The organism is Lichenicola cladoniae, from assembly GCF_013201075.1.
GTDB lineage: Bacteria > Pseudomonadota > Alphaproteobacteria > Acetobacterales > Acetobacteraceae > Lichenicola > Lichenicola cladoniae.
Genome location: NZ_CP053708.1, coordinates 572448 through 589399 on the forward strand (window position 1 = coordinate 572448; position 16952 = coordinate 589399).

13 protein-coding genes are annotated in these 16952 nt (G+C 65.1%); all 13 read left to right on the forward strand.

The features are described 5' to 3' along the window. The first annotated feature begins 53 nt into the window (after positions 1 to 53). A complete protein-coding gene (locus tag HN018_RS02445) occupies positions 54 to 500 on the forward strand; it encodes a hypothetical protein (RefSeq protein ID WP_171836788.1) in 447 nt (148 codons plus the stop codon). Between the two features lie 63 nt (positions 501 to 563). Beyond that, positions 564 to 2831, forward strand: coding sequence for a TonB-dependent receptor family protein (locus tag HN018_RS02450; protein WP_239478948.1), 2268 nt, complete (start codon positions 564 to 566; stop codon positions 2829 to 2831). Next, positions 2831 to 4297 carry a PepSY-associated TM helix domain-containing protein gene (locus HN018_RS02455; RefSeq protein WP_204259642.1) on the forward strand — a complete coding sequence of 489 codons (1467 nt, stop codon included), beginning with the start codon at positions 2831 to 2833 and terminating at the stop codon, positions 4295 to 4297. The genes HN018_RS02450 and HN018_RS02455 overlap by 1 nt, the downstream gene beginning before the upstream one ends. A 614-nt stretch (positions 4298 to 4911) precedes the next feature. Next, positions 4912 to 5526: a GGDEF domain-containing protein gene (locus HN018_RS02460; RefSeq protein ID WP_171836790.1), complete on the forward strand. Its 615-nt coding sequence runs from the start codon at positions 4912 to 4914 to the stop codon at positions 5524 to 5526. Positions 5527 to 6590: 1064 nt separating this feature from the next. Further along, positions 6591 to 7493: an aldo/keto reductase gene (locus HN018_RS02465; protein WP_171836791.1), complete on the forward strand. Its 903-nt coding sequence runs from the start codon at positions 6591 to 6593 to the stop codon at positions 7491 to 7493. A 271-nt stretch (positions 7494 to 7764) separates the two neighbouring features. Continuing rightward, positions 7765 to 10377, forward strand: a complete 2613-nt coding sequence (locus HN018_RS02470) for a penicillin-binding protein 1A (RefSeq protein WP_239478949.1) — start codon at positions 7765 to 7767, stop codon at positions 10375 to 10377. A gap of 59 nt (positions 10378 to 10436) precedes the next feature. Beyond that, positions 10437 to 11568, forward strand: a protein-coding gene (prfB, locus tag HN018_RS02475; RefSeq protein WP_171836793.1) for a peptide chain release factor 2 whose coding sequence is annotated in 2 segments (ribosomal slippage) — positions 10437 to 10505 and positions 10507 to 11568 — 1131 coding nt in all. Because the reading frame shifts where the segments join, the coding sequence is not laid out codon by codon here. A 492-nt stretch (positions 11569 to 12060) separates the two neighbouring features. Then, positions 12061 to 12687 (forward strand): energy transducer TonB, encoded by a 627-nt coding sequence (locus HN018_RS02480; RefSeq protein WP_239478955.1) that lies wholly within the window; start codon positions 12061 to 12063, stop codon positions 12685 to 12687. A gap of 94 nt (positions 12688 to 12781) precedes the next feature. Next, entirely contained in the window at positions 12782 to 13873 is a 1092-nt protein-coding gene (locus tag HN018_RS02485) for a MotA/TolQ/ExbB proton channel family protein (protein WP_171836795.1), read from the forward strand. Positions 13874 to 13876: 3 nt separating this feature from the next. Next, on the forward strand, positions 13877 to 14305 hold the full coding sequence (locus HN018_RS02490) for an ExbD/TolR family protein (protein WP_171836796.1): 429 nt from the start codon (positions 13877 to 13879) through the stop codon (positions 14303 to 14305). A 130-nt stretch (positions 14306 to 14435) separates the two neighbouring features. Further along, a complete protein-coding gene (locus tag HN018_RS02495) occupies positions 14436 to 14873 on the forward strand; it encodes an ExbD/TolR family protein (protein WP_171836797.1) in 438 nt (145 codons plus the stop codon). Between the two features lie 4 nt (positions 14874 to 14877). Continuing rightward, complete coding sequence (locus HN018_RS02500) at positions 14878 to 16143, forward strand: hypothetical protein (protein ID WP_239478956.1); 1266 nt, start codon at positions 14878 to 14880, stop codon at positions 16141 to 16143. A gap of 76 nt (positions 16144 to 16219) precedes the next feature. After that, positions 16220 to 16945 carry a response regulator transcription factor gene (locus HN018_RS02505; protein WP_171836798.1) on the forward strand — a complete coding sequence of 242 codons (726 nt, stop codon included), beginning with the start codon at positions 16220 to 16222 and terminating at the stop codon, positions 16943 to 16945. Positions 16946 to 16952: the final 7 nt, after the last annotated feature.

Here is a 16952-nt window from a genome sequence, read left to right on the forward strand (position 1 = left end):
TCTCGCGACCCTGGCCCCGGGCGCCGCCACAGGAACGGGAGGCCGACCTACCGATGCGTTCGTGTCCGGCTTCTTCTCCGCAAGGAACGCTCGCGACCGCGAGCAGTGCACGCTTCAGGGCGACGCTGCATACGGTACTGGTCCTGCTGACCGGGTTGACGCTGTTCGGCCATCTGATGCTCGCCACCCTGGTACCGCCGGTCCGGCAGACTGCGACAGCGATGGATCGGGTCGCCGAGGTGTCGGTGCTCTGCCAGGCCGGAAACCCCGGCACGCCGCATCGTCACCCGCCGGGCCATCGCCGGTCCGACGGACATCCCGGCATCTGCAAATCCGCCGACGCCCTCGCGATCGCCGTCATGATCCTGCCGGGCCAGGCGGCCATCCCTGTCTTCACGCTGCTCGCCGGCGCCGGCTTCGCCCTGCGTCCGCCACTGCGCGGCCCCCCGCGCCCACCCGCCTTCGATGACCAGCCACGTGGGCCACCCGCCTCCGCCTGACGACGATCGGCCCGGCTTCCTGCCGGCATGGCCTCGCTCCTCATCAGCCGGACACCACCCACCATGAGTTCTCCTTCCCGTGCCTATGCCGCGCGCCGCCGGCACTTGCTGCTGGCCCTGCTCGTGCCCGTTCCCGCCTGCTTCCCGCCGGGCCCCGCGATGGCGCAGGAGGCGCCGGAACGGATCACCGTCACCGGCATCTCGAAGGCGCCTGCACCGGTGAGGCCGGCCGGGCAGACCGTCTACAGCACCTCGCGCGCGACCTACGCGAACACGCCCGCCCTCAGTGTCGCGGACATGCTGGTCACGGTGCCGGGCGTCTCGGCCGTGACCGGCAACGGCCCGCGCGATGTCGCGATCTCGATCCGCGGTTCGGATGACCGGCAGACCTACGGGCTGCGCAACATCCAGGTCCTGGAAGACGGCTTCCCGATGACCCAGCCGGACGGCCTCGCCCGCGCGGACCTGATCGACCCGCATGCCTATGCCGGCGCGGACGTGGTCCAGGGGCCGGCCTCGACCGTGTATGGAAACTACGCGGTCGACGGCGCCATCCTGTTCCACACCCGCGACGGCGCGGACCTGCAGGGAGTCGAGCTCGGGTCGGACTTCGGCAGCTACGGCCTGTCCAACCAGTACATCACCGCGGGCGTGGCCGGACGCGGCTACGATCTGATGGTGTTCGGCAGCGACGTGCGCGGCGACGGCTTCATTGCCAACAGCCGCTACGATACCTCGACCGAGAACGTGAAGCTGCGCATCGATCTCGGGCCGCGTGACAGGCTCGTGTTCAAGGTGGTGAACAACGTCACCGACACGCGCCTGCCGGTGCGGCTGTCCCTCGACCAGTATGGCCGGAACCCGTACCAGAAGGGCTGTTCCAACCTCGGGCAAGCCGGTTGCGGCAGTGTCTCGCTCTATCGCAACGGTGCGTATGGCCCGGTACAGGCAGTCAGCCCGCAGGCGGCCGGGCTGGGGCGTTTCGACCGCCGCACGATCGTGGGCCTGCGCTGGGAGCACGATCTCGACAGGAGCACCGTCTGGCGGACGCAGTTCACCTACGACGAACGCGACATCGACCAGCCGACCTCGTCCACCAGCTATGTCGGCCCCTACGATTCCTACGATGTCAGCAGCGACGTGACCCGGAACGGCCAGATGTTCGGTTTGCCGGTGACATCGTTCGCAGGCGTGAACTGGAACTATCTGGATTACGGATCGCAGGTCTATAACCTGACCCCGCTCGGCGGGGCCACTCTCGGCAGCCTGTCGCAGACCGCCTATGGACATCAGTGGAATGGCGGCGCCCGGTTCCAGGAAGAAATCCGCTTCGCGCCGCACTGGAAAGGCGTGGTCGGACTCGGTGGCGAATATTCCGATCTGGGCGCGACCGAGACGATCTTTTCCGACACGGCGACCGGTTCGTCGCGACGGTTCATCACCGGCAACCGGTTCTATTTCAACCTGGCTCCGGAAGGCGCGCTGATCTACACGCCCTCTTCGGACTGGACCCTGCACGGCCGCGTCGGGACCGGCTACGGAACGCCGCAGACGAGCAACCTGTTCGTGACGCCACAAGGGCTGTTCGGAAACAACACCAAGCTGAACTCGCAGAGCAATGTCGGTGTCGATCTCGGAGCGGAATGGCACCCGTCGGCTGACCTGACGCTCCAGGCGACCGGCTTCTACGAGTTTTTCCGGAACGAGCTCGTCAGCCAGACCGCCGGCGTCAACCTGCAGAGCTATACCTTCAACGCACCGGCCTCGGAGCATCGCGGCGTCGAACTCGGCGCCGACTGGACGCCGCTGCCACGCTTCGTGCCGGGCGCGCGGTTGCTGCTGACCTATACCTACGACAACCAGATCTACACCAACTACACCGAGGCGCTTGCCAACAGCACCACCTCGCGCAGCTTCAGCCGGAACGGCAACGCGATCCCGGGCGTCGTGCCGAACGTGCTGGACGTGCGCCTTGTCTATGACCGGGCGTCGGGCGGTTTCGAAGGCGTCGGGGGATTTCTCGAATTCAGCTTCCGGGACGGTTTCTGGCTCGACAATGCGAACCTGCTCAAGGCGCCGGGCGTCGGACTGTTCAACCTCGACCTGCATTACGATCCGCCCAGGCGCATGAAGCTGCTGCACCGGTTCCATATTTTCTTCGAGATCCAGAATCTCGCTGACCGGACCTATGTCGCCTCGGCGTCGAACCTGTCGGACTCGCTGACGAGCGCCGGGGTCCAGGCCGGAGCGTCGGTCATCGCCGCCAAGACCGGTTCGATCTATGCGGGCGCGCCTCGCTCCTTTTTCGGCGGCGTGCGGGTGAAGTTCTGATGGCACGGTCCAGCTCGGCGCGGCCGGAGATGAAGCGGGGCTGGCCCGGCTACCGCACGATCTGGCGCTGGCATTTCTATGCCGGCGTGTTCTGCATCCCGTTCGTGCTGCTGCTGTCGCTGACCGGGATGATCTATCTGTTCAAGCCGCAGATCGACGACCTGATCGACTGGCGCTACGAGCACCTGGCCGTTGCGGCACATGTCGCCGGACCCACCGCCGAAACCCGGGTAGCCCTTGCCGCCGTGCCCGGCAGTACGCTGCTGGCCTACGAACTGCCGCGAACCACGCACAGTGCCGCACGGGTGATCGTGCTCCGGCATGGCGAGGCGATCCGCGTCTATGTCGATCCCGCCCGCCTCGCCGTGCTGAAGACGGTTCCGGAGGAGTGGCGCTTCGAGCGGATCGTGTTCAACCTGCATGGCCAGTTGCTGCTGGGCAATGCGGGCTCGCTGATGGTGGAGCTGGTGGCCTCCTGGACCATCGTCATGCTCCTGACCGGCCTGTGCCTATGGTGGCCGAGGCCTTCGGCCGGGAGGTCCGGCGCGGCCGGGTTGCTCTATCCACGGCTCCGCTCCAGTGGCCGGGTCTTCTGGCGCGACCTGCATGGTGTCAGCGCGCTCTGGGCCTCGATGTTCACGCTGTTCCTGCTGATCTCCGGGCTGCCCTGGGCGTACGGCTGGGGCAACTACCTCCGGGTCATCCGCTCGATCTCGAGCGTCTCGTCGGGCTCGCCGGCGGGGTCGGCGGACTGGCAGGTCGGCCATGTGCCGGCGCGCGACCAGATCGCCGTCGCTTCGCCGCCAGCGGCGGGATCGATGCCCGACATGCCGGAGATGGGCGGCATGGCCGCACCTGCGGTCCCGGCGGCCGTCTTGCCTGCGAAGGCACTGGACCGGATTGTCGCGACCCTGCGGCCGCTCGATCTGGCCTATCCGGTCCTGGTGACCCCGCCCGGGCCGCGATCATCCATCTGGACGGCCCGGTCGGACGCGGAAAATCGTCTGCGTCGGACGACGATCACGCTCTCCGCCGACGGCCGCATTCTCCGGCGGGCCGATTTCGGCCAGAAGCCTTTGCTCGACCGCATCATCGGCATCGGCGTGACCGCGCATGAGGGACGGTTGTTCGGCTGGGCGAACGTCGTGCTCAACGCGTTCACCGCACTCTCGATGATACTGGTCAGCGTCACCGCCATGACGATGTGGCTCGGGCGCCGGCCGCGCCGGTCGCTTGGAGCCCCGGTGATCCTGGCGCCCCGGCTGCTGACCGGGGCCTTCCTGCTCCTGGTTCTGGCACTCGCGCTGGCGCTTCCGTTGTTCGGTCTTTCGGTTGTGCTGGTCGCGCTCGTCGAGCGGTTGCTGCTGCGGCGCACGAGACGGCTCGGACCATGGCTTGGCTTGGACGGTAGCGGGAAGGAAGCGATCATAGGATTACGGGAACCAAGCCGTCCAAGCGCCGACTGACCTGCGATACGCTCGACCGTTCCGTTCCCGTCTTCGCCGACGGTACGATCATCCGGACCTCGATCACGCGGCGCGGATCGTGGACCGGCTGGCCGTCCAGGGTGCGGAGTCAAGCTTAGCGAGCGGCATTAGGCCATGTTCATGGATGTCACCCGTCCGTTGAACTATCTCAACGAGACGTAAAACGTATCTTGAAAAGCATCATCAAAGCGAGCGATGGAGCGGTAATAGGTTCGACTAGATGTTAAAGATCTTTGTTTCTCAAAACGAAGATTCATTCGAGATCGCTATACAGTCTTCTTTGACCGTATTCATTAATACTACCGAAATCCTCAAAGTCACTTTATCGTGCTATAATGTGTGCGATATCGTAGCTTGAAGAAGTCTTTATTTACTATTTATTTCAGAGAGTAGATTTGAAAGGGGGCTGATACGATGCCATGCTTGACAGGTTTCTAAGCATCCTCCCAAGAATTAGACTAAGAGACGAACATGAACTTGCCGTCTACGTTTTTCGTACGACGGCTCTATGTGTCGCTGCCGCACTCGCATTCGACGTCGTCAACCAGTTGGTGTTCTTTCAAAGTCGATGGATTGCGATTCGATCATGGCTTATGACGATCGTCATCGTCATTGCGATTGCGGCGCCGGTTTCCCGAACGATTGGCAAAGCACAGGTTGCGCTCTATCGGGCAAGTATCACCGATGCACTGACCGGGCTGCTTAACAGAGGCGCTCTACTGGATGGAGTGAATGGGTCTGCGATGTTTGTCGGGCTGGGTATTGTCGACGTTGACCACTTCAAGGACGTCAACGACAAGTATGGTCATTGGTTTGGCGATCAGGTTCTTCGTCTAGTAGCTGATTCGATGATGCAGTCGCTGGGCGAATTCGGGCGGGTCGGACGGCTTGGAGGCGAGGAGTTTGCTCTGCTGGCGTTCAATGAGGATGGATCTATTCTTCTCCGTGAGTTCGAACGCTTCCGAATAAGAATTGCAGAAACTCCCATCCTGAATGATAAAATCTCAGTCTCAGTTACAATTTCAGCTGGAATAGCCATGCAGGGTCGCAATCAAACGTTCGAGCAATTGTTCGCCCGCGCTGACCGGGCTCTCTACGCGGCCAAGGCCTCAGGTCGGAACAAGGTCGTGTTTGCTGACGAGCTCGATCCGGTCGTAAACGCATCCGAACAAAAATCCAGCAGGCGGCAGTCGAGACAGTCTTCTTGAGTGCCAGACCGGCTGCGACTGCAGATATTCCGCAGATCGCGGTTGGGTCGCCAAGGTAGCTGCGCAAGAGGCCATGACCGACGAGGTCGAGGCATCCTCTGACAACGCTACGGCAGCATGATCTTCGTAATCGCCCAGTCGTCGTGTCGTTACAGCTTCCGTAGCCAGGATTGTAGCACCGGGTGGTGGACATTCCGAAACCCGAAAGACCGACCTCAAGCAATAAGAGCCTTAACCCAGCCGGAAGGCATGCTCCCCGCTCCCGGCCCGTCGCCCTACGGACGCAGAAGCAATATCGTGTCGCGGTTACAGCACTCGCCTGCTGACCGGTATCGTTCAAAGGGCCCGAGAACGCCTTTGGTGCTTAATCGCAAGAAACGTACAAATGAACCGGCTATGCTATCATTACGATAGAAACCGCCAACGTAAATTCTCCAAGTTTTGCTCATCAAAGCAGAGTAGGGACTACCCACAGGATGCCGGTTGCGCAACGACATGCAGCGCCAGCTTCTACCCGCGTTGGCCACATCCTCGGAAAGGCCGATACGCTTGTAGGGGATGAGCTTCAGCAGCGTCTTGCCGGCCTCTTCATTGATTTCCCTGGTGTTGATAGAGGTGCGGATCGTCCCGTTTCGTGAACCGACGAATTGCTGAGCGTATAGTCACAAATTGTCCGGTCAGCTTGGCGTCGATCACTCGCTTCCAGTCGGCCAGGCTCATCTAGGCGGAGGGTGCGTCCTTCTGCATGCGCAAATTCGCGAGCACGATATCGACGGTACCTCATCGCTCGATGGTGGCCGCGAACAGCGCCTTGACTGCATCCTCGCCCGAAACGTCGGCGTGCAGGGCGGTTGCCCGTCGCCCGAGTTCTCGACCTCGGTCCCGAGCGCCCCGGCTCCGGTGACGATCGCGATCTGGTCGTCGAGGCGGCAATCCATCGATGGTCTCCCGAGGCCGGTCGGCTTGCGACGACTGGGCGTCCCGGACGCGGCGATCGCGCTGTGGTTTGCCCATCGCCCCCATGCGTCCCATGTGAGAACGACTTCGGGAAACAGGAGACATCCATGACCGACCCACACGGCACCGACCTGGACGCCGGCCGATCGGGCCAGTTCACCATCGGCGGCGATCTGACAGTGACCCGGCTCGGCTTCGGCGCGATGCGTATTACCGGCCCGGGCATCTGGGGTCCGCCCGTGAACATCGAGGCTGCCAGGCAGACCCTTCGGCGCCTGGTCGAGCTCGGCGTCGACTTCATCGACACCGCCGACAGCTACGGTCCGTACGTGAGCGAGGATCTCATCGCCGAGGTTCTCAAGCCTTACAAGGGCCTCACGATCGCCACCAAGGGTGGCCTGACACGGCACGGGCCGAACATCTGGGCGCCGGTCGGCCGTCCCGAATATCTGCGCCAGTGCGTCCTGATGAGCCTGCGCCGCCTCGGGCTGGAGCGCATCGATCTGTGGCAGCTGCACCGCGTCGACGCCAAGGTGCCGCAGGACGAGCAGTTCGGTGCGATCGCCGAGATGCAGCGCGAGGGGCTGATCCGCCATGTCGGACTGAGCGAGGTCTCGGTCGAGACCATGAAGGCCGCGGGACGCTTCTTTCCCGTGGTCAGCGTGCAGAACCGGTTCAACCTGGTCGACCGCAAGAGCGAGGACGTGCTGGATTACTGTGAGCAGCAGGGCATCGGCTTCATCCCCTGGGCGCCGCTCGATGGCGGTGCGCTCGCTCGGGAAGGCTCGGCCCTGACCGACATCGCCCGCGATCGTGGTGTTGGACCCGGCCAGGTCGCGCTGGCCTGGATGCTGCGCCGGTCGCCGGTGATGCTGCCGATCCCCGGCACCGGCAGCCCGGCGCATCTCGAGGAGAACGTCGCTGCCGCGGCACTCACCCTCAGCGACGAGGAGGCGGCGATCCTGGATCGCCAGGGTGCCCAGGCGTCGGCGAAAGCAGGCGGCCGGTAAACGTCGCCGGCGCCTGGCGTTTCAATAAGACGGTGAAGCCTTGGGGGAAGGGGCGACGGACGCTTGCGCCGATGGTAAGGAACGCCGCATGAGCGGCCCGTACGATCGTCCGACCCAACCCAGCCCCAACGCTGGACGTCCTGTTTTGGATGGTCGCACGCCGACGTCCTCAGATCCGCGGCCGGTGGGCCGTGGCCCCGGCGGCCCCGGGAGCCGGGGCCCTGGTGGCCGCGGACCCGGCGGGCCGGCGCCTCGGCGTCCGCGGTACCGGGTGGTGCGCAAGCTGGCCGGCGCATCGCTGGCTCTGTTGCTTTTGGTGGGCGGCACGTCGTCGCTGATCGTCTGGCGCAAATATGAGCTGCTGGTCGCCGACCTGCCGACCGTCGGCGTGCTGCGGAACTACCAGCCGCCGGTGATGAGCCGTATCTACTCCGGCGACGGCCGGGTGATTGCCGAGCTTGCCGCCGAGCGGCGCCTCTTTGTTCCCTACAGCGCGATTCCGGAGAAGGTGAAGGCGGCCTTCATCTCGACCGAGGACCAGAACTTCTACACCCATGGCGGCGTCGATCCGCTGGCTATCCTGCGGGCTGCGTTCACCGACCTGGAAATGATGCACAAGCGGCGTCCGCTCGGAGCCTCGACCATCACCCAGCAGGTCGCACGGATCATGCTGCTCGGCTCCAACGCCCGCACCTTCGAGCGCAAGGCGAAGGAAGCGGTGCTCGCCATCCGGATCGAGCAGACGCTGTCCAAGGACCGCATCCTCGAGATCTACCTGAACGAGATCTACCTGGGTGCAGGCGCTTACGGCATCACGGCCGCCGCCCAGACCTATTTCAACAAGCCGCTGGACCAGCTCGACACCGCCGAAGCGGCCTTCCTGGGCGCGCTTCCGAAATCGCCGACCAACTACAACCCGTACCACTATCCGGATGCTGCCAAGGCCAGGCGCAACTTCGTGCTGGACCGCATGGCCGACACCCACTCGATCACCGTGGCCGATGCGGAGGCGGGGAAACTTGAGCCGCTCATCCCGACCGGCTTCACCCGGCCCGGTCCGGTCCCCGGCTCCGAATGGTTCTCCGAGGAGGTGCGACGCCAGCTGGTCGATCGCTACGGCCAGAACCAGACCATGCAGGGCGGGCTGGTGGTGCAGACCAGCCTCGACCCGAAACTGCAGGACGAGGCGACCCAGGACCTGCGCGGCGGCCTGATGAAATACGATCGCGCGCATGGCGGCTGGCGCGGCGCGGTGACGCACCTGGAGGGCATCGGCAACATCCGGGCAAGCCGGCCACGCAAGGGACATCCCGACTCATCGCCCACGGTGAACTGGGAAACCGTGCTTGCGACCGTCGCCCGGCCCGCCGGCATGCTGCCGGAGTGGCGCATGGCGGTGGTGATCTCGCCCTCTCTCGGCACCGTCGGCTGGCTGGACGACGACGAGAGCGCCGCTGGCGGCCTCGGCGCGCCGCATAACGGCACGCTCAACGGCGACGACATGGCGTGGATGCGGACCTACAAGTCGATCAAGCCCGGCGACGTGCTGATGGTCGAACCGACGCGTACGGATACCGGCAAGCCCGGCTCGACTGTCAGGATCCGGCAGATCCCCCAGGTCGAGGGCGCGCTGGTGAGCATGGACCCGACGACCGGGCGGGTGCTGGCCCTGGTCGGTGGCTGGAGCTTCGAGAGCAGCCAGTTCAACCGCGCAACCCAGGCGCTGCGCCAGCCCGGGTCCTCGTTCAAGCCGATCGTCTACCTGGCCGGCATGATGCAGGGCATCTCGCCCAGCCAGAAATTCGCCGACGCGCCCTACTCGAACGGCAACTGGCATCCGAACAACTACGAGATGACGTTTGGCGGCCCGACCTCGCTGCACGACGCACTGCGCAAGTCGCTCAACCTGGTGACGATCCGGCTGGCGGCGCATATCGGCATGAGCACCGTGGCCAAGCTGGCGATCGAGCTGCACGAGGTCGACGCGATGCCAAAGGTGCTGCCGGCGGCCCTGGGCGCCGTCGAAACCACCGTGCTGCGCGAATCCGGGGCGTATGCGTCGATCGCGTCGGGCGGCAAGGAAGTGCTGCCGAGCCTGATCGACGACGTGCAGGATCGCGATGGCCATGTGATCTGGCGTCCAGCCGGTCTCGGCGTGCAGGCCGGGTCGGACCCGAACCAGCCGCCGGTCCTGACCGACACACGCAAGCAGATCGCCGATCCGGCCTCGGCCTTCCAGGTCGTGCAGATGATGGAAGCGGTGCTGAAACCGGGCGGCACCGGACGGCAGGCGGGAGCGGGCATCGACAACCAGATCGCCGGCAAGACCGGCACGACGTCGGATTTCCGCGATGCCTGGTTTGCCGGCTTCGCGCCGAACCTGCTGACCGTTGTCTGGGTCGGCTACGACAATCCGCAAAGTCTCGGCGAGAAACAGGATGGCGACACCGTGGCCGGGCCGATCTGGAACCGGTTCATGAAGGCTGCCCTGGCCGACCGGCCGAAGGTCGACTTCCGCGTGCCGGACGGCGTGACGGTCATGCGCTACGGCGACACCATCGACGCGTTCAAGCCCGGGCAGGAGCCGGGCGCCAGTCGCAACCTGTTCGCCGCCAAGACGGTCGTCGAGGAGCTGGGCGCCGGCGATACCGGGGCCGAGAACCTGCCGGATGCCGAGTCCGACATGGGCAACGGGGCCAGCCTTGCGCCGATCGGTCCGGGCGCCTCGCTCGACGATACCGGCCGCGAGCTCGGGTCGCCTGCAAACCCGGCGCAGCCCGGCGTCACGCCGGCGGGCCAGCCCGGCGTCCTGGCGGCAGGATCGCCCAACAAGGCTGCGGCGGCCGCCAGCGGGGGTGACATCGGCATGGGCGGCTTGTATTGAGCCTGCCCGCCGTTTCCGAGTTTGCAGCCTAACGCCGCCAAGACATCTGGATCAGTGCCATGTCCGCCGAGATCGAAGCCCTCAACGAACAGATCAAGCAGTCGGTCGCGCTGCTGAGGAGGCATCTTTGACTGGGATGTTGCCCTCGACCGCCTCGCGGACCTGAATAACCGGGTCGAAGATCCCGACCTCTGGAACGATGCCGCCGCGGCGCAGGAGCTGATGCGCGAGCGCACCACCCTTGCCGGGCGGATGGAGGGCGTGCAGCGTCTCGAGACCGAGGTACGCGACGCCATGGACCTGGCCGAGATGGCCGAGGCCGAGGGCGACCAGGCGATGGTGGCCGATGCGATCGCCAGCCTGAAGGCGTCCGCGGCCGATGCCAAGCGTCGTGAACTGGAAAGCCTGCTGTCGGGTGAAGCCGATTTCAACGACGCCTTCATCGAGGTCAATGCCGGTGCCGGCGGCACCGAGGCCCAGGATTGGGCCGAGATGCTGCTGCGCATGTACTCCAGGTGGGCCGAACAGCACGGCTACAAGATCCAGCTGATGGAAAGCTCCGAGGGCGAGCAGGCCGGGCTGAAATCGGCAACGATGCAGGTTACCGGGCCGAACGCCTATGGCTGGCTCAAGACCGAGGCCGGGGTGCACCGCCTGGTCCGGATCAGCCCGTTCGACTCCGCGGCGCGGCGGCAGACCTCGTTCGCCAGCGTCTGGGTCTACCCGGTGGTCGATGACACCATCGAGATCGAGATCAACGACGCGGATCTGAAGGTGGACACCTTCCGCGCCTCGGGCGCCGGTGGCCAGCACGTCAACAAGACCGAGTCGGCGATCCGTATCACCCACATCCCGTCCGGCATCGTCGTTGCCTGCCAGACCGACCGTTCGCAGCACCGCAACCGTGCGACCGCGATGGGAATGCTCAAGGCGCGCATGTACGAGGCCGAACTCCAGAAACGCGAAGCGGCGGCCGCCATAACCGAGGCCGGCAAGACCGAGATCGGCTGGGGACACCAGATCCGCTCCTACGTCCTGGCGCCCTACCAGATGGTGAAGGACCTCCGTACCGGGGTCGAGAAGGGCAATCCGGACGCCGTTCTGGATGGCGGTCTTGACGACTTCATGGCGGCCTCGCTTGCTGCAAGGGTGAGTGCAACGCGCAGCGAGGCAAGTGCTTCGGCACAATAAAGGTCCGCACGTCACACACCACCGGCAGCGATACATCGACGGGTCTGCAGCCTGAATCGACCGGACTACGCGGAGTTGATGTCTCCGGAAGAGACCGTGGATGATTATTTATTAGACGCGTGGACGATATTTCAGGCGTCCAATCACGGCGCACGCTGCCCAAGACATGTGCATGGAGCGGAGAATGCCGCCCGCATCAACAGCTTCGGGGTCGCGTGTCCGTGGTGCGTCGCACAAAAACACGGCAGCCTAAAATTTGGGCATTCCTGACCAAAATGCACTGAGAACAGCCTTGTTCGAATGGCTGGACAACGTTCTTGACATGACACTCGGGGGAACCGTTTCTAGGCCCCGAAAGACACGTCCGACGGGTGTTCACCGACCGCGTGGCTGCATGCGTGCCGGCAGAACGTGCGCAGGCATGGCGAAAGATCGTCCCTCGGGGACGGAGGAGTTTGCGGAATGAACTACGCGCAACAGCAACGAAATCCGATGCGCCACATCATTGGCATCGGTATCGTCGTCCTGCTGCACATCGTCCTGATCTACGCGCTGCTCAACGGCCTGGGCCGTGCCGTCATCGACGTCATCAAGCCGCCGATCACCACCAAAATCGTCAAGGAAGTCCCGCCGCCACCGCCGCCGCCGCCGCCGCCGCCGCCACCGGTACTGACGTCGCCGCCGCCGCCATACATTCCGCCGCCGGACATCCAGATCCAGCAGCCGCCGCCGCCGCATGCGATCCAGACGGTCACCCATACCCCGCCGCCGACCCCGAACCCGGCACCGTTCGTCGCCGCCAAGGCGCCGCCCGGACCGTCCGTTCCGGACCGTTCGGCCGGCGTGTCGCCGCTGAACAACGTGCATCCGACGTTCCCGCCGGACATGGAGGAAGCGGGCCGCGAGGGAAAGGTGACCATGGCCTGCGACATCCAGCCGGACGGAACCACCAGCAACTGCGCCGTGGTCAACGTCGTCGGGGGTCAATCCTTCGCCCGGAGCGCGCTCGACTATGTCCGTCGCGCCCGTTTCCAGCCCGCGGTCCATAACGGTGTTGCCGTCGCCCAGCCCCACCACGTCTGGAGCATCAACTTCGCCCTCGCCGACTCGGATCAGTAGATCCGGGGTGCAGAACCCGACCGATACCCTTCAGCGCCGCCTTGCGCCGGTGTGGGCCAATCCCGCCCCCCGGCCGTCACTAAAGGAACTCTTGATGACCAGACTGCATCGCCTTCCCGTTCTTGCAGCCCCGGCCCTGGCGATGGCTTTGGGTATGGCGGCACCCGCGTTCGCCACCTCCGCCTACGCCCAGACCACCCCGCCCGCAGCCGATGCGCCGGCGGCGACTCCCGCACCGGTCGCGGCACCCGATGCCGCGGCGACCCCGCCCGCGGCGGTTGCCCCCGGTGCCGCACCGGCTGCTCCCGGAGCGGCACCCGACGCTGCCGCGACCGCAGCGCCCGGCACAGCCCCTGCCGTCTCGCCGACCGCCCCTGGCGCGCCCGGCTCGCCGGATGCGGCGGCCACTCCCGCCCCCGCAGCCGGCGCGGTTGCGGAAGCACCGGTCAAGACCGCAGTCGTCGAGAACCCGTATGGACTGAACGCGCTCTGGAACGGCGGTGATTTCATCTCCCGTTCGGTACTCATCATCCTGACGATCATGTCGCTTGGCACTTGGTACATCATGATCACCAAGTATTTCGAGCAGGCGCGCCTGTTCAGCGCCAGCCGCATCGCGTCGAAGGAATTCTGGACCAAGCCGACCGTCCGCGATGGCGCGCAGTCTCTCAAGGAGACCTCGCCGTTCCGATACATCGCCGATACCGGCATTTCCGCGACCGAGCATCATGAAGGCACGCTCACCGAGAGCATCGACCTGAACGAGTGGGTCACCATGTCGATCCAGCGTGCGGTCGAGACCATCCAGTCGCGCCTGCAAGGCGGCCTGGCCTTCCTCGCCACCGTCGGCTCGACCGCTCCGTTTGTCGGATTGTTCGGCACGGTCTGGGGCATCTATCATGCGCTGACCGCCATCGGCATCGCCGGACAGGCTTCGATCGACAAGGTCGCCGGCCCGGTCGGCGAGGCGCTGATCATGACCGCGATCGGTCTGGCCACCGCCGTCCCCGCCGTGCTCGGCTACAACTGGCTGGTTCGTCGCAACAAGGGCGCGGTCGAGCGGGTTCGCAACTTCTCGTCGGATCTTCATTCGATCCTGCTGGGCGGCGTGCGCGTCGGCAGCCAGTCCACCGCAGTGCCGGCCGTGTCCAACACGGTGACGTCCGGCGTGACCCGGGTCGCCTGATCCATGAGCATGAATGTCGGGTCGCCGGACGACGAGGACGAGGTCGTTTCGGCAATCAACACCACGCCGCTGGTCGACGTGATGTTGGTGCTGCTGATCATCTTCCTGATCACCATTCCGGTGGTCACCCACACGGTGAAAGTCAGCCTGCCGAAGGACGCCAACCAGGAGGCCCAGACCAAGCCCGAGAACGTCACCATCGCGGTGAACGAGCAGGGCACGATCTTCTGGGATTCGACCCCGCTTACCGGCACCAAGGATCTTCTCCACCGTCTCGAGGCAGTGGCGGTGAAGAAGCCGCAGCCCGAGGTGCAGATCCGTGGCGATGCGATGTCGCGTTACGAAAGCGTCGGCAAGGTCGTGTTTGCGTGCCAGCAGGCCGGTATCTCGAAGGTCGGCTTCATTACCCAGCCTCCGCCGCACGGCGGCTGAACCAGCACGATAAGGCCGGCCGGGGTGCTCCGCAGCCTGGCCGTCTTGTCATGCTTCCCATCATCCGCAAGCTGTCATCGGGCAACGAGCCTGGTCCGCAGCAGCGAACGCCAGTCAGGGACCAACCGCCATGTCGATGAATGTCGGATCCGAGAATTCCAGTGGTGATCCGGACGTCATTGTAGACGTCAACACCACGCCGCTGATCGACGTGATGCTGGTGCTGCTGATCATGCTGATCATCACCATCCCGATCCAGACGCACGCGGTGAAGCTCGACCTGCCGCAGGGCAACCCGCCACCGCCGCTGACGCCACCGACCGTGGTGACGATCGACGTCGATTTCGATGGGCAGATTGCCTGGAACGGCCAGCCGATGACGAACGAGGCCGACCTGGTCTCCCACTTCCAGAGTGCGGCAGCCTTGCCGGATCAGCCGGAAATCCATCTCCGCCCGAACAAGCTCGCCAATTATAAATATGTCGCCCACGTTCTGGCCGATGCGCAGCGCCTCGGCATGACCAAGCTCGGCATCGTCGGCAACGAACAGTTCATCGGACAAGATTGATCACATGAAGGTTCGCCTCCTTACCGCCGGCCTGCTCACCGGGCTGCTTTCCGGTTCTGCTCTCGCAGGCGTCGCCGGCTTCGCCACGTCCGTTATGATGCCGGGTACCGCCCAGGCCGAGGCCCAGGAGGCGCTCCGTCCTGCCGTCGGCAAGCCGCTGCAGCAGGCACAGGCCGCGTTGCGCAAGAAGGCATTTCCGCAGGCGATGGCCGCCGTCAATGCCGCCGATGCCGTCAGTGGCAAGAGCGCCTACGAGAGCTACGTCATTGCGCAGATGCGCGCCGCCGTGGCGCAGTCCTCCGGCAATGCCACGGAGTCGATCGCAGCAGACGATGTGCTGATCGCGTCGTCGCGCACGCCGGGACCGGAGAAGGTCAGGCTGCTGATGGCGGAAGCCGGTCTTGCCTATACCGCGCATGATTATCCGCGTTCGATTACCGCGCTGCAGCGCTACTTCAAGGCGGGAGGCACCGATGCGTCCATGCAGACGCTGCTGATCCAGGCCTACTACCTGCAGAAGGACTACCCGAACGCCGCCAAAGCGCAGGCCAGTCAGATCGCCGCCGAGGTAAAAGCCGGTCAGAAGCCGGCCGAGAACCAGCTTAACCTGCTCGCCGCCGTGCAGCAGCAGAGCAACGACCTCGACGGCTTCAACGCCACCATGGTGAAGCTCGTCCAGTATTATCCCAAGCCGCAATACTGGGCCCAGCTGGTGCATGGGCTGCGCACCAACCCCAACATTCCCGAACGCCTGCTTTACGATGTGGACCGGATCAGGCTCGCCGTCGGCCTGCTGACCTCCACCGCCGACCTGATGGACATGACCGAGCTTGCGGTGCAGGCGGGCTACCCGGCCCTGGCGCAGCAGGTGATGGCATTCGGTTACGCCGGCGGCGGCCTGGGCAAGGATGCCGGGGCAGCGCGCGAGGCGCGCCTGAAGGCGCTGGTCGACCAGACAGCGGCGGCCAAGAAAGCCAGCCTGCCCACCGACGAGAAGGCGGCACAGGCCGCGTCCAGCGGCGATGCGCTGCTGGCGGTCGGCTACAACTACGTCTCGTTCGGTCAGGCCGACCATGGGCTGGCGCTGATGCAGGCCGGGATCGCGCGCGGCAAGCTGGTGTCGGAGGACGATGCCAAGCTGCATCTGGGCCTGGCCTACATGGATGCAGGCCGGAAGCCCGACGCGATCAAGGTGCTCAAGACGGTCGGTGGCACCGATGGCGCCGCCCAGCTGGCCGAGCTCTGGATCCTGCAGATCGGCAAGAAATAGCCACCTGCCGGATCGCTGCTTCAAGACATATTTTGAAATCGCCATGATGCCCCGAACCGGGGCATCATGAGCATCGATGTCTGATCACGATCCTCTCCCCCGAATCCTCGTCGTCGAGGATGATCCGGGCATGCGCATGTTGATCCTGCGTGTGCTGCAGTCCAACGGCTACGCCGTACGCGGTGCGCAGGATGGCCGCGAGATGTGGGAGGCGTTCGGCGCATCGCCGTTCGACCTGGTCATTCTCGACGTGATGCTGCCCGGAACCAACGGCCTCGACCTCTGCCGCGACCTCCGTGCCACGAGCCAGGTGCCCGTCATCATGGTCAGCGCCCGCGGCGAGGAACTCGATCGCGTGCTCGGCCTCGAGCTCGGTGCCGACGATTACGTCGCCAAGCCGTTCGGCCAGAAGGAGCTGCTCGCCCGGGTGAGGGCGGTGCTCCGCCGGGGAGTGCCCGCCGGGGTACGTGCCGGGGTCGAGCCGCGTCGCGAGATGTTCCGGTTTGCCGGCTGGAGCCTGGATCTGCGCCGGCGCGAGCTGAGCGATCCCGAAGGTGCCGCGGTGGAATTGTCCGGCGCCGAACATGATCTGCTGGCAAGCTTCCTCGAGAACCCGCAGCGGGTGATCGGTCGCGACCGGCTGCTGGAGCTGTCCCGGACCCGGCTGGGCGATGTCTCCGACCGGAGCGTGGATGTTCTGGTGAGCCGGCTCCGACGCAAGCTGGGCGTGGAATCCGATGCCCTGATCCGGACCGTGCGCGGGCTCGGCTACATTTTTACCGCCGCCGTCGAACGCGTCTGACGCGGCG

Coding starts and splice junctions, on each gene's coding strand:
- HN018_RS02445 (WP_171836788.1), top strand. CDS start 54: ATGCGTTCGTGTCCGGCTTCTTCTCCGCAAGGAACGCTCGCGACCGCG.
- HN018_RS02450 (WP_239478948.1), top strand. CDS start 564: ATGAGTTCTCCTTCCCGTGCCTATGCCGCGCGCCGCCGGCACTTGCTG.
- HN018_RS02455 (WP_204259642.1), top strand. CDS start 2,831: ATGGCACGGTCCAGCTCGGCGCGGCCGGAGATGAAGCGGGGCTGGCCC.
- HN018_RS02460 (WP_171836790.1), top strand. CDS start 4,912: ATGACGATCGTCATCGTCATTGCGATTGCGGCGCCGGTTTCCCGAACG.
- HN018_RS02465 (WP_171836791.1), top strand. CDS start 6,591: ATGACCGACCCACACGGCACCGACCTGGACGCCGGCCGATCGGGCCAG.
- HN018_RS02480 (WP_239478955.1), top strand. CDS start 12,061: ATGCGCCACATCATTGGCATCGGTATCGTCGTCCTGCTGCACATCGTC.
- HN018_RS02485 (WP_171836795.1), top strand. CDS start 12,782: ATGACCAGACTGCATCGCCTTCCCGTTCTTGCAGCCCCGGCCCTGGCG.
- HN018_RS02490 (WP_171836796.1), top strand. CDS start 13,877: ATGAGCATGAATGTCGGGTCGCCGGACGACGAGGACGAGGTCGTTTCG.
- HN018_RS02495 (WP_171836797.1), top strand. CDS start 14,436: ATGTCGATGAATGTCGGATCCGAGAATTCCAGTGGTGATCCGGACGTC.
- HN018_RS02500 (WP_239478956.1), top strand. CDS start 14,878: ATGAAGGTTCGCCTCCTTACCGCCGGCCTGCTCACCGGGCTGCTTTCC.
- HN018_RS02505 (WP_171836798.1), top strand. CDS start 16,220: ATGTCTGATCACGATCCTCTCCCCCGAATCCTCGTCGTCGAGGATGAT.